The organism is Kribbella jejuensis (genome assembly GCF_006715085.1).
In the GTDB taxonomy this organism is placed as follows: Bacteria; Actinomycetota; Actinomycetes; order Propionibacteriales; family Kribbellaceae; genus Kribbella; species Kribbella jejuensis.
The window spans coordinates 3245846-3261725 of record NZ_VFMM01000001.1; the positions used below are offsets into that span (position 1 = coordinate 3245846).

The following is a 15880-nucleotide window of genomic DNA, read 5'->3' on the forward strand; positions in this document are numbered from 1 at the left end:
CGTCAGCGCTGGAGCGGCGGTTCGCCTCGGACGTACGAGCGGATCACGGTGGCCGCCGCACCGCGCGCCCAGTCGTCGAACGTGTGCGACCGGAGCGTCAGCCGGCAGTCCCCGGCGGCGCCGAACGCGTGCTCGGCGAACGTGCGGCGCAGGCGTTCCTCGTACAGGTCGTACTCCGCGACGCCTTCGCCGGCGATCATCACCAGCTCCGGCCCGACCAGGTTCACCATCGCGGCCAGCGCGGCGCCGATCACCTCGCCCGCGCGGTCGAACGCCTCCCGGGCCTGCTGGTTCCCCTCGTGCGCCAGCTCGATCGCCCCGGCGAGATCCAGGTCGGTACGCCCGGTCTTCTCCCGGGTCCGCGTCAGGATCGCGTCCGACGACGCGACCGTTTCCACGCAGCCTCGCCGGCCACAGGTACACACCAAGTCGCCCGGCGCCAACGGCAGGTGGCCGAGCTCGCCCGATACGCCGTACGCGCCGGAGACCACCTCGCCGTTGATGTAGAGCCCGCAGCCGATCCCGGAGCCGATCGTCACCACGGCGAACGAGTCCGCGTTCACCCCGGCGCCGAACCAGTGCTCCGCGACGGTCAGCGCGCGGACGTCGTTCGACACCACGATCGGTACCCGGATCCGCTTGCCGAGCAACTCCGCGACCGGGACACCGCGCCAGCCCATCAGCGGCGAGTCCCGGACCACGCCGTTGGCGGCGTCGACGTCACCGGAGATCGCGATCCCGATCCCGATCAGCGGGCCGGCCACGGCGGTACCGGACTTGAGCGTGGTGATCAGCGCCTTCACGTGGTCCGCGAGCCGCTCGATCACCGCCGCCGGATCGGTGCTCTCCAGGTCGTCGTGCCGCACGTTCAGGATCCCGGCGGTGAAGTCCGTGGTGACGCCGATCAGGCTCGTCGGCGTGACCTTGACGCCGATCACCGACACGCTGCTCGGGACCACGGTCAGCGGGCTCACCGGCCGCCCGATGCCGAGCTGACCGTCGCCGTCGGCCGGCGCGTCGGTGACGAACCCGGTCTCGATCAGCGGCGCGACCGCCTTCGTCACCGCGGCCTGCGACAGCCCGGTCCGGCGCGCGATCTCCACCCGCGGGATCGGCCCCTGCGTCAGGATCCTGGTCAGCACCTCGATCCCGGCCGGCGTGGCCAGGGGGAGCGGACGATGAGGACGCAGCGGCACGAGAACAACTTAGAGGACATCCGGGCTCAGTGTCGGCGACGCCAGCGCCCAGCGGATCGTCTTCGTCAGCCCGTCGCCGGCCGCCCGTACGACGGTCTGCTCGGCCAGCGGGAGGTACGGGAGCCGTAGCGGCAGCCTGGTCCACCACGGCAGCAGTCCGACCGCAGCGGCCGTCAGCACGCCGTACGCGGGTCGTGCGGCCCACGGCACCGGCGGGTGGATCAGGATGAAGCGGGCCGCTTGCCGTGCTTCCGTCGTACCGCGTAGCTCAGGCCGGTACTCCTGGAGGAGCCGCTGCACCTCGGCGAGGGTCGTCGGCGGGTCGATGACGCCCAGTTTCTCCGCCACGAGCGCCGCGTCCTCGACGTACTGGTCCTGCTCCTCGGGAGTCAGCGGGTTCGCCCCGTACCGCTGGTGTGCCGCGAGGAAGCTGTCGACCTCCGCCACGTGCACCCACTTCAGCAGGTGCGGATCGGACGCCCGGTACTTCACACCGTCCGGGCTGGTACCTCGTACGCGCTCGTGCACCGCCTGGACGTGGGCGATCGCCTCCTCGGCCTGCGGGATCGCGCCGTACGTCGTGATCGCCAGGAAGTAGCTGGTACGCCGTAGCCGTCCCCAGGGATCGCCCCGGTATCCGGAATGCGCCGCGACCGCAGCCATCGCCTGTGGGTGCAGTGACTGCAGCAGGAGCGCCCGCAGGCCGCCGGCGAACATGGACGCGTCACCGTGCACCCGGCGGATCGGGCGGTCGTGCGCGAACCAGCGCGGACCGGGGGTGTTGTGGACGCGGTCTCGTTCGGCATTCGGGTCCGGTCCTGCGACCTTCGTCAGGATCATCCTGGCAAGGCTGTCCCGCAGTGGGTTCAGCTGGGCGGAGAGGGTGGTGGCGGCCATGCCCCCAGTGTTGCTCGGTCGGCGTACTCGTGATCGAGCAGCGAGTAGAGCCGGGAATCGCGCCAGGCGCCGTTCGTGAACACGTGATCGCGGAGCTGGCCCTCGTAGGTGAAACCGATCCGCTTCACCACCGCGATCGAGGCCTCGTTCTCCGGGCCGATCGCGGCCGTCACCCGGTGCCGGCCGAGCGTGCCGAAGGCGAACCGGAGCAGCGCCCGGGCCGCGTCGGTCGCGTACCCGTGGCCCCAGTGGTCGGCGCCGATCGCGTACCCGAGCTTGGCCGCCGTGGACCCGCTCGGCGCGATCCGGCCGAACCCGATCACCCGATCGTCGTTCGGCCGGGTGATCGCCAGCATGTAGTCGGGCCGGTCCTCCAGCGCGGACCGCTGGACGATGCCGGCCAGGTTCTGCTCGGCCTTCGTCCGGTCGTAGCTGTCGAAGGCCATCCAGCTGGTCACCCGGTCGTCGCCGGCGATGGCCAGGTAGTCGTCGAGGTCGGAAATCCGGAATTCGCGCAATACAGTCAGCTGTCCGCTGAGCTCCATTCGCGCAGGCTACCGGGGAAAGGACTGCATCGGCGTCCGGGTGAAGGACTCGATCTCCTCCTGCAGCTCCCGGGCGTCGTCCGCGCGACCGGACTGGCGCAGCGCCTGGTGGACCCGGCGGGCCGAGTGCACGACACCGTTGATCCGGCGCTCGGTCGGCAGCGTCAGCACCGGGGCCAGCGCGTCCGCGGCGCCGTCCAGCTCACCGCTCGCGATCCGGGTGATCGCCATCGCGGCGTGGCTGCCGGCCGCGTCGCCGAACGCCCACTCCGGGTGGCTCTCGTCGGTGTACGCGTCGACGGCCTGGGTGGAGTACCGCTGCGCCTGCTCGACCTCACCGGGCAGCTGCGCCAGCGCGTCGGCGGCGTAGTACAGCTGGCGGTTGCGGCCGAACGTGCACAGGCCGCCCATGGCGTCGAGGTCGTCGTTCTGCACCGAGTTCCACGCCTCTTCGGCGCGCTCCAGCGCGGCCCGGGTGGCCTCCGGATTGCCGAGCGCGGCCCAGGCGCGGGCCTCGCTGACCGGCAGCCAGACGCTGGTGGTGCTGTTCGCCTGCTCTGCGTACCCGGCGCCGAGCTGGGCGTAGCGGACGGAGTCGTGCGGGTTGCCGGCCCAGTAGGAGACCAGCGACTGCAGGCCGCGGACCCAGGCGCGCAGGCCGTGGTGGTCGGCGTTGTCGGCGCACATGAACGCGGTCCGCGCCTGGGTCAGGGCGGCGTGCGGGTTGCCGAGGTCGTGGGAGGCCTTCGCGAGCAGACCGCCGGTGACACCGGCCAGGAAGTACAGCTGGCGGTGGTGCTCCGGGCGCTGGCGGCTCTCCAGCAGGCCGAACACCAGGTCCTGGGTCTCGACCAGCTGGCCGAGGATCTCCGGCAGCGGGCGCTGGGGGTACGCCTGGGCGGCGTGACGTACGTCGTCGTACACCTGTTCCATGGCCTCGCTTCCGAGACCGGACTGGGCCGCAAGGGCGAACGCCCTTGCTCGGCTGGCAGCCATGTCGAGAACCTCCATCTCGTTACCTGTCGTGATCCGTCCACTCGCGGCAGGTGCCGGCACCACCTGCGCGGCCTGCTCGGCGACGTACGGCGCGAGGAGTTCCTCGACCGGCTTGCCGAACATGCGTTGCAGGGTGCGCCGGGTCTGAGGAGTGGTCCCTGCGCGCTCGCCCGATGCGAGGCGACGCAGGTGCCGCTCGGTGATGGTTCCACCCAGCTCGACGAACTCGGCGACGATCTCGGAGTAGGTCTGGTTCCGGCGCTGGATCAGGTGCGCCAGGACCGTCTTTGGCGCGTACCTACCCGCCATCGTTCCTCCCGTTCACGTCAGTCAGACGTTGTCTCGACTTGTGCCCCACGACAAGGTGCTGTCCCCCAGATGTCCGCGAGAGGACCTGAAGAGGTCCGGCAAAGGTCCGGTCCAGGTCCTAGAGCGGTCACGTTGGGCTCGTGCACCATTACTGCCATGACAACCAGTAAGTCCAACTGGTTGCAAGGCCTGAGAGTTACGGGGTGAGAGGTTGTGACCATCGCGGAAATGACGTCGAGGCAGCACCGGCGCAGGGTGCGGGTCTGGTTCGGCGAGCACGTGATCGCGCAGTACGTCGCGGAGGCGCCACTGGCAGCCCGCTACGAACAGGCGATGCGGCGCCGTTTCGCCGGTCTCAAGGTCACCAACGACCTGCTCGGGCCACTCGACGCAACCGACTGAAACACCCGATTTTCCGGGTCCTCCTCAGACCCGGTGAGCTGCACCCTGGGGTCTCCTCACGTCCAGGGGGCAGCGCTTGGAAGGTCCGGGACACTCCTCAGTCCTCGGACGAAACCCGAGGTGCGGTCCGGAGCACTCCTCAGCTCCGGACCGCACCGCCCACCTGACCCGGCTGGGCGTGGCGGTTGACCCCTGTATCGCCGCCGCCCAGCCGTTCCAACCACCTCCTGGCCGACACCTCGGGCCAGGCAGGGCCGAGTGTCCTGGGCGGTAGGACACCGGAGGCTCCCGACACCTCACCGGGAACCTCCCCCTTGAGGTGGCCGGCTCCGAGTGTGACCGCCGCGCCTGGGCGGTCACACTCGGAGCCTCCAGACCAGGTTGTTCGCCATCCGGCGGAGCACGTCGACGGTGGCCACGTACTCCTCGTCGGTGATGCCCGCCGTGATCCTGCGGCGCTGCGCCTGGACCTTGACCGTCAGGTCCTCCAGGGCGTGCGACCCGGCCGCGGTCAACTCGTCGCCGGTCAGCCACTCGCGCTCGACCAGCGGATTCGTCACCGCGGCGAGCGCGGCCGGGTCGCCGTGCAGGAACGGCGCCAGCGCTTCCGCGATGGTCTGGTCGCCGGCGGCCGCGTTCAGCGCCTGCCACTGGCGACGGGTCAGCCCGTCGTCGGCGAGCAGCCGCTCGAACGACGACTCGAGCAGGCGGTCGACCTCTTTCAGCCACCAACCGATAGGCTTGTTGTCATCTGACATATACATGTCGATGAGCATATAGTTGGAGCTGGACATGGACAAGGACGAACCTGACCGTCGAGCGGCGGCGGACGCCGATCCGGTGGCCGCGGTGGAGGCGGCGATGATCGCGATCCGGCGACGGCAGACCCGCCGTACTTTCGCGGTCCAGTCCGGCCACGGACCGGACCCGGTCCAGGAGGTCCTGGACGCGATCGAGGCCGCCGCACCGGATCCGATCGGCGTGAACGGCGTCGCGACGGCACTCGGCGTGGACCAGCCCCGCGCGAGCAAGCTCACCGCCGCGGCGGTGGCCGCAGGCCTGGTACGTCGTGAAGCGGACCAGACCGACGGGCGCCGTACCAACCTCGTCCTCACCCCGGCGGGTCAGGCGCAGCTCGACACGGTTCACACCTACCGGCAGGCCCAGTTCGCCACCGCGATGAACGGCTGGACCCCCGACGAGCAGACGGTTTTCGCAGACCTTCTGACCCGCTTCGTGGCCGCACTGGACCGCTGACCGCGCTCTCCGGAACATTTCCGGCGCTCCGTGCGGACTTCTTTCCGGAAACCACCCAGGTATCCGCTTCGGGCCCCGCGCTCGACGTGGAGCACAGTGAATAACTTGTTCAAGCCCCCGTGATGGGGTTCAGCGCCTCGCGAGGTAGACGGCGAACGGTGCGTCGGGGCGAACCTCGGTGCCGTCGGCGGACCAGCCCTCGGCGTGGATCTCGCCAGCGTAGTGCATGCCGAGGCGTTGCATGACGGCCTGGGATGCCGTGTTCGCCTGCTCTGTGAAGGCGACGACCGCGGAGGCGTTCAGCGTGGTGAAGGCATAGTCGAGGCCGGCTCGGCCGAGTTCCGTGGCGAGGCCGCGACCGCGAGCCGACTCGGTCAGCGCCCAGCCGAGCTCGAGACCGGTCCATTCGGGTCCGACGAGTGCGGCGATCGCGTCAGCCGTCGGCGTACCGGCGGGCATCCGGGACAGTCCGCCGCGGCCGGCCAACTCGCCGTTCGCACGCTCGTACGCGATCCACTTGCCGACTCCGTCGCGGTCCCACCTGGTCTGATGCTCGGTGACGCGCGCGGCCTGCTGCTCGGGGGAAGTGTCGTACCAGCGGGCGATCCAGGGGTCGGTGAAGAGGCGGTGGATGTCCGGTGCATGTCCGGGTAGGACACCGTTGGGTCCGGTGATGGGTTCGAGGCGGAGGTGGTTGGTGAAGCGGGTGCGGACTGCGTGTGCGACCAGGTCCCGGAGGCGGCGGTCGCCGTCGGGGCGGTTGACCAGCAGCAGGTCCAGGTCGTCCGGGCCGACCCAGGTGGACGCGTCGTGCTTGCCGGCTTCCAGCCGCGGCCGGCTGAGGTCGCCGTCGACGGTGATCAGGTAGTCGACCTCCCGCCGTACCCGGCCTTCCCATTCCCACTCCCAGTCCGCGACCGTCCAGACGATCTCGCGGACTTTCCAGCCGGTCTCTTCCTCCACCTCACGCGCAAGCGCCTGCTCAGGCGTCTCCCCCGGCTCGAGGTGGCCGCCGACGATGTCCCAGATCCCCGGCAACAACCGGCGCTCAGCAGTACGCCGCTGCACGTACACCCGCTGCTGCTCGTCCCGGATCAGCGCACCCACACAGTCGACTGCGCGCATAGCTATCGGAGAGGACGCTCGGTGATGCGGTTGGGCATGAAGGCGACGGCTAGGACGAGTACGACCGCGGCCGCGGCGGCGCCGTAGTACACGTCGTGGACGGCGGGGGCGAGGACACTGGCAGGGACCTTCTCCAGGTCGGCGTGGTCACCGCCGAGGCGGGATGCGACGACACCGTTCGCTACGGCGCCGAACAGCGCGACGCCGACTGCGCTGCCGACCGAGCGGGAGAACATGTTCGCGCCGGTCACCACACCGCGGGTCTGCCAGTCGACCGACGACTGGGCGGCAACGACCGATGGCGACGCGGAGAATCCGAGCCCGATGCCGATCACGAAGCACGCCAGCGCCAGGTGCAGCACGGCGCTCCTCGAGGTGACCGTGAGCAGGATGCCGGCGCCGAGTACGACGATCAGCGCGCCCATCAGCATCGTCGTCCGGAACCCGACCCGCTGGTAGATTCGCCCGGCGAACGACGCCGCGATCGGCCAGCCGAGCGTCATCGCGGCGAGCGTGAACCCGGCGATCAACGCCGACGTACCGAGCACGCTCTGCGCGTACAGCGGCACGTACGTCGACAGCCCGATCATCAACAGCCCGATCAGCAACGCGGCCGAGTTCGCCGAGTTCAGCACCCGCTTGCCGAGTACCCACAGCGGCAGGACCGGCTCCGCGGCCCGGCGTTCGACCAGTACGAACGCGGTCAGCAGGACCGCGGACGCCGCCAGGATCACGATGCTCGTCGGCGCGGCCCAGTCCCACATGACACCGCCCTCGAGCAGCCCGAGCAGCAGCAGCGAGCCACCCGCCGCGAGCAGGATCGCCCCGGCGTAGTCGATCGTGTGACCCTGCTTGTCCGCGACCTTCTCCTCGAACCGGCGGACCAGGACCCACGCGGCCGCGAGCCCGAGCGGGATGTTCACGAAGAAGATCCAGCGCCAGGAGATGTAGTCGGAGAACACACCGCCGAGAGTCGGGCCGACGAACGACGAGATGCCCCAGACGCTGGCGATGTAGCCCTGCACCTTGGCCCGCTCGGCGACCGTGTAGATGTCGCCGACGATCGTCATCCCGATCGGCTGGATCGCGCCCGCGCCGAGGCCCTGGATCAGCCGGAACGCGATCAGCGCCGGCATGCTCCACGCGAACCCGCACAGGATCGACCCGAGCAGGAACAGCCCGACCCCGAGCAGCATCATCGGCTTCCGCCCGCGCTGGTCGGCCAGCTTGCCGTAGATCGGTACCGACACCGCCTGGGCGAGCAGGTAGATCGAGAACAGCCACGGGAACTGGGTGAACCCGCCGAGGTCCGCGACCACCGACGGCACGGCGGTGGCGAGGATCGTCGCGTCGATCGCCACGAGCCCCACACTCAGCATCACCGCGAGCAGGATCGGGCCCCGTTCCGACCTGAGCCCCACACTCGTCCGGTCGATCCGCTCAGTAGTCATATCACCGACCAATCTATGTGACCCGACAGCTATTCCCTGAGCCACAGACCGCCTTCTGGACGTCACCTACGCACGACGAGACAGACCCGCCACGTGCAAGGCCGCCGGTTAGGGTGCTGCTGTACGTCCGGAGAACAGGAGCGCTCATGCCGCAGATCACCGTCGACTACTCCCACCCGTCGGAGGATGCGTTCGACTTCGACGGGTTCACTCGGGCGTTGCACGAGGCTGTGGTGGAGATTGCGGCGGCCAAGCCCGAGGCGTGCAAGACGATGATCCGGCAGGACAACCTCTCCGCCTACGGGTACGCCGACAGGCTGGACGGGGCGCATGCTCTGGTGCGGGTGTCGATCGGTCTGCTGCCCGGCCGTACCGAAGAGGTGAAGGGGCGGCTGACCGAGGCCACGCTGGAACTGCTCGGCAAGTACATCGCGCCGCAGGACGGCGTCACGCTGCACGCCTCCGCCGAGGTGCGCGAACTGGACGCCTCGTACCGGAAGTTCGACCGGTAGTTCAGAGGGGCTCGTCGAGCGCGTAGCCGATCAGGCTGGAGCACAGCGCCAGGGCGATGAGCGTACTGAGCGCGAGCCGCAGCGACGTGTGCTCCGCGATCGTGCCCAGGACCGGCGTCGCGACGCCGCCGATGCTGACCGCCAGCCCAAGCGTCATGCCGCCCGCGGTACCGACGCGGCCGGGGAGGAAGTCCTGGCCGAGCGTGACGTGCAGTGAGAACGGGATCGACATCGTGGTCGCGGTCAGCGCGAGGAAGCCGAAGAACGCCGGACCGGGGACAAAGACCAGGCAGGCGATCGCAGGGACGGCGACGGCGTACGACGTACGCAGCGTGCGGATCCGCCCGTACCGGGTGGCGAGGCGGCCGCCGAGGAGCGTGCCGAGTGCGCCGGACGCGAAGAGCACGAACAGCGCGATGCCGCCGGTCGTCGTACCGCCGCCCACGCGTTGCCCGGCGTACAGGGCGATGAAGGTGCCGAGGCCGACCGAGACGATCGAGCGGCAGATCAGGATCACCGATAGGCGCAGGAACGACGGCCAGTCGTCGGTGCCGTCGGCATGCCGGCGTACGGCGGGGAAGGTCGCCCGGGAGCGGATCGCCCAGGAGGTGATCGTGGCGCCGGCCAGCGCCGGTACGACCAGGACCGGGGTGTAGGACAGGCCGCCGGCGGCGATCAGCGGGGTGACGAGTACGGGCGCCATCGCGAAGCCGACGTTGCCGCCGACGGAGAACCAGCTCATCCCGACGTGACTCCCGCCGCTGACCAGACGCGCCATCCGCGCGGCCTCCGGGTGGTACGCCGCCACGCCGAGCCCGGACAGCGCCGCCGCCAGCCACATCAGCCAGTACTGCTCTCCGACGCCGATCAACGCGATCCCGAGACCCGCGGTCGTCATCGCGACCGGGATCAGCCAGGTGAGCGGACGGCGGTCTGTCAGTACGCCGAACACCGGCTGCACGACGGACGACAGCAGCGTCGCGGCGAGCGTGATGCCCGACACCGCGACGTACCCGAGACCGCGCTCCGCGACCAGGAACGGGACGAGCGCCGGGACGCTCCCCTGGTAGATGTCCACACACGCGTGGCCTGCCGCCATCAGCCCGATTGATCTCCGCACGTGATGATCGTCGCGGCGAAGCACGTTGTCCGGCTTCCGATAAAATGCCATTCAATGCCGGAAACCCGCCAACCAGGCCAGCGCCCCGCCACCACCGGCCACCAGCCGATCCAGGCCGGCGGCGGTATCGATCCCCACTGGCACGACCGCCACCAGATCGTCTACGCCGGCCGAGGCGTCCTCTCCGTCACCACCAACGCCGGCACCTGGGTGACGCCGGCGACCCGAGCCCTGTGGATCCCGGCCGGCACCCTCCACCAACACCGCGCCTACGGCGAAACCACTCTCCACTCCATCGGCCTGGCCGAAAACCCCCTCAACCTGAGCACTCCCACGGCCCTCGTAGTGAGCCCCCTCCTCCGAGAGTTGATCCTCGCCTACACGTCCGGCGAGGAAGCAAACCGCACCACCGGGCGAGGGGACGGCGGGCCGGGCCTGGCAGGCGGGGGATCAGTTTCGGACGAACCGGCGGAGCGGGAGCGGTTGCGCGGGGTGTTGCTGGATCAGTTGCGGGGGTCGGATCAGCGGCCGACCTACCTGCCTAGTGCGCGAGACCCTCGGCTTGTGGGTGTTTGCGAGTTGTTGCGGGAGGAGCCGGCGGACCCCCGGACGTTGGTGGAGTTGGGGCGAGTGGTGGGGGCGAGTGAGCGGACGTTGAGTCGCCTGTGCAGGAGCGAGTTGGGGATGACGTTTCCGCAGTGGCGGACTCAGTTGCGGTTGCATGCGGCGTTGATCGGGCTGGCGGAGGGGCAGTCGGTGACCCGGGTGGCACATGCGTGCGGGTGGGCGTCAACGAGTGCGTTCATCGACACGTTCAAGCAGGCGTTCGGTCACACGCCGGGTGCGCGCAACGCCTGATCGAGGATGCGGCTCCACTGGCGGACGATGCCGCGCCGCCGCGTACTGTCGTCGGTCAACAGGTCAGCGAGGCCCAGCCCCCGCGCCATGTCGAGCACCCCTTGCACCGTCTCGCGCACCCCAGGCGTCCGCTCGCTCACGTCCAGCACCTCCAGCAACGCCCGATGCGCCTGCCGCCCCACATGCGCCTCCAACCGCACGATCTGCCGGCGCAACGCCTCTTCCGTCGACGCCGCCACCCACAAGTGCAGCGCCGCCTTGAACAACGGCCCGGTATAGACGTCGGCCAGCATCGCCACGATCGCCTCGGTCCGCCTCGCGCCGCTCGGCAACCGCGACGCCTGCGCGCGGATCTCCGCCAACCGCACCTCGGTCATGTACTCGACCGCGGCAGCGAACAGATCCGCCCGGGTCGGAAAGTGATGCTGCGCCGCGCCCCGCGACACCCCGGCCCGCGCCGCGACCACCGAAACCGTTGTCGCGGCGTACCCGACCTCGGCGAGCGACTCGACCGATGCCTCCAGCAACCGTTGCCGCGTCGCCCGCGACCGGTCCTGCTGCGGCTCCTTCAACACCTCACTCACGCGCGGCCTCACGCGCCCGCAGTTCGCGCCGCAGGATCTTCCCGGACGCCGCCTTCGGCACCGCGTCGATGAACTCCACCTGCCGGATCTTCTTGTACGGCGCCACCCGCGCGGCCACGTAGTCCATCACGTCCTGCTCGGTCAGCGACACCCCCGGCATCGGCACCACGAACGCCTTCGGCACTTCGTTGCCGTCCGCATCGACCCCGATCACTGCCGCGTCGGCGATCCGGTCGTCGGTGAGCAGCACGGCCTCCAGTTCCGCGGGCGGCACCTGGTAGCCGTGGTACTTGATCAGCTCCTTCACCCGATCCACGACGTACAGGTAACCGCGATCGTCCATCCGCCCGATGTCACCGGTGTGCAGCCAGCCGTCCGCATCGATCGTCGCGTCCGTCTCCGCCTGCCGCCCGAGGTAGCCCTTCATCACCTGCGGTCCGCGGATCCAGATCTCGCCCTCGTCCGTATCGTTGCCATCGGCACCTACCAGTCGCATCTCCGTCGACGGGAACAGCTTCCCGACCGCACCCGGCGGCGGTTCCGGGTCGTCCTGCGGTACGGCGTGCGTACCGGGTGACAACTCGGTCATCCCGTACGCCTGCAGTACCGCGTGCAACCCGAGCCGCTTCGCGCACGCCTCGGCCAACTCACCGTCCAACGGCGCCGCCGCCGACGTCACGTATTTCAGATGGGACAGGTCCACGCCGTCCACAGCCGGGTGCTTGGCCAGCGCCAGCACGACCGGCGGCGCCACGAACGCCCGCGTGATCCGCTGCTGATCCAGCGTCGTCAGGAACTGCTGCAGCTCGAACTTCGGCAGTACGACGACCGTCGCACCGAGCCGCAGCGGCAGGTTCATCAACACCGACAGCCCGTAGATGTGGAAGAACGGCAGGATCGCGATGATCCGCTCCTCCTGTCCGAGCGTGATCATCACCTCGGCCTGCGAGATGTTCGTCGCGATGTTGCGATGGGTCAGCATCACGCCCTTCGCCGCGCCGGTGGTCCCGCTCGAGTACGGCAGTACGGCGAGATCTTCCGCTGGATCGATCTCCACCACAGGCTCGGGGGCGGTCGACGCGAACAGCTCCTGGACCGAGCGATAGCCGTCGGCCTGGTCGCAGACGAAGATCTCCGATACGCCGGTCTCCTCGACCGCCGCGGCCGCGGCCGGCAGGAACAGCGAAATCGTCACCAGCAACTTCGCCTTCGAGTCGATCAGCTGCTTGTGCAGCTCGTCCGCGGTGTAGAGCGCGTTCACCGTGGTCACGGTCGCGCCGGCGCGGGTCGCGCCGTAGAACACGACCGGGTACAGGATCGTGTTCGGGCTGTACAGCGCGATCACGTCGCCGTGCCGGATGCCTAGCTCCGCGAGACCGGCCGCGACCCGACGGGTCAGGCGATCCAATTCCGCATAGCTGAGTGACTTGCCGGTGACACCGTCGACCATCGCCGGCCGGTCGCCGTACTCCTGCGCTCTGCCCAGGACGGCGTCGTGGATCGGTACGTCGAGCACTTCGACCGGCGGGAACTGACTGGTGATGGCCATGGCCCCACTCCTTAGTACGACTTGGGCAGTCCGAGGCTGTGTTGGGCGACGAAGTTCAGGATCATTTCCCGGCTCACCGGAGCGATCCGGGTCGCGCGGGCGGCGGCGACCAGCGCGGCGACGCCGTACTCGACCGTCATACCGTTCCCGCCGAGCGATTGCACGGCCTGGTCGGTGGCCCGTACGGCGACCTCACCGGCGGCGTACTTCGCCATGTTCGCGGCCTCGCCGGCGCCCAGGTCGTCGCCGGCGTCGTACAGCGCGGCGGCCTTCTGCATCATCAGCCGGGCAAGTTCGAGCTCGATCTTGATCTGCGCGAGCGGATGCGCCAGGCCTTGGTGCGCGCCGATCGGTTGCTTCCACACCTGGCGTTCCTTGACGTACGCCGTTGCCTTGCCGAGCGCATGCCGCGCAATACCGAGCGCGAACGCCGACGCCATGATCCGCTCCGGGTTCAGGCCCGCGAACAGTTGCATGAGCGCCGCGTCCTCGGATCCGACGAGCGCTTCGCGCCGCAGTTGTACGTCGTCCAGGAACAGGGCGTACTGCTTGTCCGGGCTGATCAGATCCATCTCGATCTGCCGGAACTCCACGCCCGGTGCGTCGGTCGGGACGATGAACAGCGCGGGTTTGAGCTTGCCGGTGCGAGCGTCTTCGGTGCGGCCGACCACGAGGACGGCCTTCGCGACATCGAGGCCGGAGATGAACACCTTCTGCCCGGTGAGCGACCAGCCGTGGTCCATGCGGCGGGCGGTGGTGGTGATCTGGTGCGAATTCGAGCCGGCGTCGGGTTCGGTGATCGCGAACGCCATGATCGTCGTACCGTCCGCGAGACCCGGCAGCCACCGCTGCTTCTGGTCGTCGGTGCCGAAGCGGGAGATGACCGTGCCGCAGATGGAGGGCGAGACCACCATCATCAGCAGCGGGCAGCCGGCCGCGCCGAGTTCCTCCAGCACGATCGACAGGTCGGCCATCCCGCCGCCACCACCGCCGTACTGCTCGGGAAGATTCACCCCGAGGAACCCGAGCTTGCCCGCCTCGAGCCACAACTCGGTGGTGTGCCCACCGGTCCGAGCCTGCCGGTTGAACCACTCGTAGCCGTACTTCTTCCCGAGCTCACCGACGACCTTGCGCAACTCCCGGCGCTCTTCGGATTCGACGAAGTTCATGCTTCCTCCCCGACCACGGCCAGTACGGCGCCGACCTCGACCTGTTGTCCCGCTGCCACCTTCAGCTCGCCGACCACCCCGTCCGCCGGGGCGGCGATCGCATGCTCCATCTTCATCGCCTCCAGCCAGAGCAGCGGCTGCCCTTCCTGCACCACGTCGCCGACCTGCACACCGACCCGGATGACGGTCCCCGGCATTGGCGCCACCAACGACCCAATGGCAACCTGCGCCGCCGGATCGACGAACCGTTCCACCGGCGTGAACGCGACACTCCCCAGGGGCGAGTCCACACAAACAAGCCCGGCCGAGCTCCCGCCGTACGCCGCCACCGCGAACGCCCGGCGTACACCGTCCACCTCGAGCACTACCTGCCCACAGTCCAGGGAAATCAGCGCAGTGTTGCCGTCAACAACCAATCCGTCCCGCGTCAGCCGGTACTCGACCTCGACGACCTGATCGCCGTACCGGTAACTCTTCCGCTGCGGCTGCGACACCAGGTTCCGCCACCCGCTCGGCACCCGCACCGGAGTACGTCGTCCAGCCGCATCGGCGAGCGCGGCCGCCAGCGCGGACACTCGCACCACCGCGTCGTCGACCGCTCCACCCACACCGTGCTCCTCGAAGAAGCCGGTATCGGTGTCCCCCGCGAGAAACGCCGGATGCCGAAGAATCCACACCAACAACTCACGATTGGTCCCGGGCCCGTGCAGTCGCGCCTGCTGAAGAGCAACGGCCAACCGCCGCGCAACCGCCGCCCGATCCGCACCAGACGCAATAACCTTCGCCAACATCGCGTCGTAGTACGGCGAAACCTCGGACCCGTCCGCCACTCCCGAATCCACCCGAACGTCCGCGGGCAGTTCGAAGCGGTGGAGGGTGCCGGTCTGGGGCTGCCAGTCGTGCAGCGGATCCTCGGCGTACAGCCGGACCTCGATCGCATGGCCGACCGTGGGAGGTGGTTCGGGTGGGAGCCGTTCCCCGGCGGCCACGGCGAACTGCAACTGGACCAGGTCGAGGCCCGTGGTCTCCTCGGTGACCGGGTGTTCCACCTGGAGACGGGTGTTCATCTCGAGGAAGTAGAACGCACCGTTCTCGTCGGCGAGGAACTCGACGGTTCCGGCGCCGACGTATCCGATCGCCGCCGCCGCCTTCCGCGCCGCGTCGAACAAGGCAGGCCGCATCGACGGGATGCGTTCGACCAGCGGCGACGGGGCCTCCTCGACGACCTTCTGGTGGCGGCGCTGGATCGAGCACTCGCGCTCACCGACCGCCCAGATCGTCCCGTGCTGGTCCGCCATCACCTGTACTTCGATGTGCCGCCCACGCGCGAGATACCGCTCGCAGAACACGGTCCCGTCGCCGAAGGCCGACAACGCCTCCGCCGACGCGGCGTCAATCTCCGCGGCAAGATCCGCGAGCCGCGTCACGACCCGCATCCCGCGCCCACCACCACCGGCGGACGCCTTCACCAGTACGGGCAGATCGTCCGCCGACACCTCTGCCGGCGTCAGTTCGGCCAGCACCGGTACCCCGGCCGCCGCCATCAGCTTCTTCGCCTCGATCTTCGACCCCATCGACGAGATCGCATCCACCGGCGGTCCGATCCAGGTCAACCCCGCATCGATCACCGCCTGCGCGAACGCAGCATTCTCGGACAGAAAGCCGTACCCCGGATGGACGGCGTCCGCCCCGGCTCGCAACGCCGCCTCGACGATCAGCTCGCTCCGCAGGTAGGTCTCACCCGGCGCATTCCCCGGCAGATGTACGCCGGCATCCGCCTCGTCGACGTACGGCATCCACGCATCAGCTGTCGAGTACACCGCGACTGTGGACAACCCGAGCGCCCGAGCAGTACGGAAGATCCGGCGAGCGATCTCGCCCCGGTTCGCGACCAGTACCGAAGAGATCAT

General features: G+C 69.3%; 16 protein-coding genes. 4 read left to right on the forward strand and 12 right to left on the reverse strand.

The window, feature by feature from the left end:
* Positions 1-2: 2 nt before the first annotated feature.
* The 4 genes from FB475_RS16020 to FB475_RS16035 are packed head-to-tail and all read right to left on the reverse strand — an operon-like array spanning position 3 to position 3943.
* A complete protein-coding gene (locus tag FB475_RS16020) occupies positions 3-1196 on the reverse strand; it encodes an ROK family transcriptional regulator (RefSeq protein ID WP_141856799.1) in 1194 nt (397 codons plus the stop codon).
* Positions 1197-1205: 9 nt separating this feature from the next.
* On the reverse strand, positions 1206-2093 hold the full coding sequence (locus FB475_RS16025; protein ID WP_141856801.1) for an oxygenase MpaB family protein: 888 nt from the start codon (positions 2091-2093) through the stop codon (positions 1206-1208).
* Entirely contained in the window at positions 2063-2638 is a 576-nt protein-coding gene (locus tag FB475_RS16030; protein WP_141856803.1) for a GNAT family N-acetyltransferase, read from the reverse strand. The genes FB475_RS16025 and FB475_RS16030 overlap by 31 nt, the downstream gene beginning before the upstream one ends.
* A gap of 9 nt (positions 2639-2647) precedes the next feature.
* A complete protein-coding gene (locus tag FB475_RS16035; protein WP_141856805.1) occupies positions 2648-3943 on the reverse strand; it encodes an NsdA family TPR-like regulatory protein in 1296 nt (431 codons plus the stop codon).
* A gap of 228 nt (positions 3944-4171) precedes the next feature.
* Here FB475_RS16035 and FB475_RS36785 point away from each other — a divergent pair, with 228 nt between their 5' ends.
* The gene (locus FB475_RS36785) at positions 4172-4345 is read left to right on the forward strand and encodes a hypothetical protein (protein ID WP_185759268.1); all 174 of its coding nucleotides are present in this window, start codon (positions 4172-4174) and stop codon (positions 4343-4345) included.
* A 356-nt stretch (positions 4346-4701) separates the two neighbouring features.
* On the opposite strand, the gene FB475_RS16040 is transcribed toward FB475_RS36785, so the two are convergent.
* Positions 4702-5109, reverse strand: a complete 408-nt coding sequence (locus FB475_RS16040) for a MarR family winged helix-turn-helix transcriptional regulator (protein WP_202878340.1) — start codon at positions 5107-5109, stop codon at positions 4702-4704.
* Positions 5110-5137: 28 nt separating this feature from the next.
* Here FB475_RS16040 and FB475_RS16045 point away from each other — a divergent pair, with 28 nt between their 5' ends.
* Positions 5138-5602 carry a MarR family winged helix-turn-helix transcriptional regulator gene (locus tag FB475_RS16045; RefSeq protein ID WP_141856807.1) on the forward strand — a complete coding sequence of 155 codons (465 nt, stop codon included), beginning with the start codon at positions 5138-5140 and terminating at the stop codon, positions 5600-5602.
* Positions 5603-5731: 129 nt separating this feature from the next.
* Here the strand turns inward: FB475_RS16045 and FB475_RS16050 are convergent, their stop codons facing one another.
* Together FB475_RS16050 and FB475_RS16055 are read right to left on the reverse strand one after the other, a co-directional pair.
* Positions 5732-6727 carry a GNAT family N-acetyltransferase gene (locus FB475_RS16050; RefSeq protein ID WP_141856809.1) on the reverse strand — a complete coding sequence of 332 codons (996 nt, stop codon included), beginning with the start codon at positions 6725-6727 and terminating at the stop codon, positions 5732-5734.
* Between the two features lie 2 nt (positions 6728-6729).
* A complete protein-coding gene (locus tag FB475_RS16055) occupies positions 6730-8178 on the reverse strand; it encodes an MDR family MFS transporter (protein WP_141856811.1) in 1449 nt (482 codons plus the stop codon).
* A 146-nt stretch (positions 8179-8324) separates the two neighbouring features.
* Here FB475_RS16055 and FB475_RS16060 point away from each other — a divergent pair, with 146 nt between their 5' ends.
* Positions 8325-8690 (forward strand): 5-carboxymethyl-2-hydroxymuconate Delta-isomerase, encoded by a 366-nt coding sequence (locus FB475_RS16060; RefSeq protein WP_141856813.1) that lies wholly within the window; start codon positions 8325-8327, stop codon positions 8688-8690.
* Between the two features lies 1 nt (position 8691).
* On the opposite strand, the gene FB475_RS16065 is transcribed toward FB475_RS16060, so the two are convergent.
* Positions 8692-9810 carry an MFS transporter gene (locus FB475_RS16065; RefSeq protein ID WP_238332172.1) on the reverse strand — a complete coding sequence of 373 codons (1119 nt, stop codon included), beginning with the start codon at positions 9808-9810 and terminating at the stop codon, positions 8692-8694.
* A gap of 54 nt (positions 9811-9864) precedes the next feature.
* On the opposite strand from FB475_RS16065, the gene FB475_RS16070 reads away from it, so the two are divergent.
* Positions 9865-10668, forward strand: coding sequence for an AraC family transcriptional regulator (locus tag FB475_RS16070; protein WP_141856817.1), 804 nt, complete (start codon positions 9865-9867; stop codon positions 10666-10668).
* Here FB475_RS16070 and FB475_RS16075 read toward each other — a convergent pair.
* From FB475_RS16075 to FB475_RS16090, 4 genes are read right to left on the reverse strand one after another with little or no spacing between them, the layout of a single operon-like run.
* Positions 10641-11252, reverse strand: a complete 612-nt coding sequence (locus tag FB475_RS16075) for a TetR/AcrR family transcriptional regulator (RefSeq protein ID WP_202878341.1) — start codon at positions 11250-11252, stop codon at positions 10641-10643. The two genes, FB475_RS16070 and FB475_RS16075, sit on opposite strands and share 28 nt — an antisense overlap.
* Complete coding sequence (locus tag FB475_RS16080) at positions 11245-12801, reverse strand: AMP-binding protein (RefSeq protein WP_141856819.1); 1557 nt, start codon at positions 12799-12801, stop codon at positions 11245-11247. Before FB475_RS16080 ends, FB475_RS16075 begins: the two co-directional genes overlap by 8 nt.
* Positions 12802-12812: 11 nt before the next feature.
* The gene (locus FB475_RS16085) at positions 12813-13970 is read right to left on the reverse strand and encodes an acyl-CoA dehydrogenase family protein (protein ID WP_141856821.1); all 1158 of its coding nucleotides are present in this window, start codon (positions 13968-13970) and stop codon (positions 12813-12815) included.
* Entirely contained in the window at positions 13967-15880 is a 1914-nt protein-coding gene (locus FB475_RS16090) for an acetyl/propionyl/methylcrotonyl-CoA carboxylase subunit alpha (RefSeq protein WP_141856823.1), read from the reverse strand. Before FB475_RS16090 ends, FB475_RS16085 begins: the two co-directional genes overlap by 4 nt.

Excerpts from the sequence above, each read along its gene's own strand:
- FB475_RS16045 (WP_141856807.1), top strand. The coding sequence starts at position 5,138 with ATGGACAAGGACGAACCTGACCGTCGAGCGGCGGCGGACGCCGATCCG.
- FB475_RS16040 (WP_202878340.1), bottom strand. The coding sequence starts at position 5,109 with ATGTATATGTCAGATGACAACAAGCCTATCGGTTGGTGGCTGAAAGAG.
- FB475_RS16070 (WP_141856817.1), top strand. The coding sequence starts at position 9,865 with ATGCCGGAAACCCGCCAACCAGGCCAGCGCCCCGCCACCACCGGCCAC.
- FB475_RS16060 (WP_141856813.1), top strand. The coding sequence starts at position 8,325 with ATGCCGCAGATCACCGTCGACTACTCCCACCCGTCGGAGGATGCGTTC.
- FB475_RS16080 (WP_141856819.1), bottom strand. The coding sequence starts at position 12,801 with ATGGCCATCACCAGTCAGTTCCCGCCGGTCGAAGTGCTCGACGTACCG.
- FB475_RS36785 (WP_185759268.1), top strand. The coding sequence starts at position 4,172 with ATGACGTCGAGGCAGCACCGGCGCAGGGTGCGGGTCTGGTTCGGCGAG.
- FB475_RS16050 (WP_141856809.1), bottom strand. The coding sequence starts at position 6,727 with ATGCGCGCAGTCGACTGTGTGGGTGCGCTGATCCGGGACGAGCAGCAG.
- FB475_RS16090 (WP_141856823.1), bottom strand. The coding sequence starts at position 15,880 with ATGATCTCTTCGGTACTGGTCGCGAACCGGGGCGAGATCGCTCGCCGG.
- FB475_RS16055 (WP_141856811.1), bottom strand. The coding sequence starts at position 8,178 with ATGACTACTGAGCGGATCGACCGGACGAGTGTGGGGCTCAGGTCGGAA.
- FB475_RS16035 (WP_141856805.1), bottom strand. The coding sequence starts at position 3,943 with ATGGCGGGTAGGTACGCGCCAAAGACGGTCCTGGCGCACCTGATCCAG.
- FB475_RS16025 (WP_141856801.1), bottom strand. The coding sequence starts at position 2,093 with ATGGCCGCCACCACCCTCTCCGCCCAGCTGAACCCACTGCGGGACAGC.
- FB475_RS16030 (WP_141856803.1), bottom strand. The coding sequence starts at position 2,638 with ATGGAGCTCAGCGGACAGCTGACTGTATTGCGCGAATTCCGGATTTCC.
- FB475_RS16085 (WP_141856821.1), bottom strand. The coding sequence starts at position 13,970 with ATGAACTTCGTCGAATCCGAAGAGCGCCGGGAGTTGCGCAAGGTCGTC.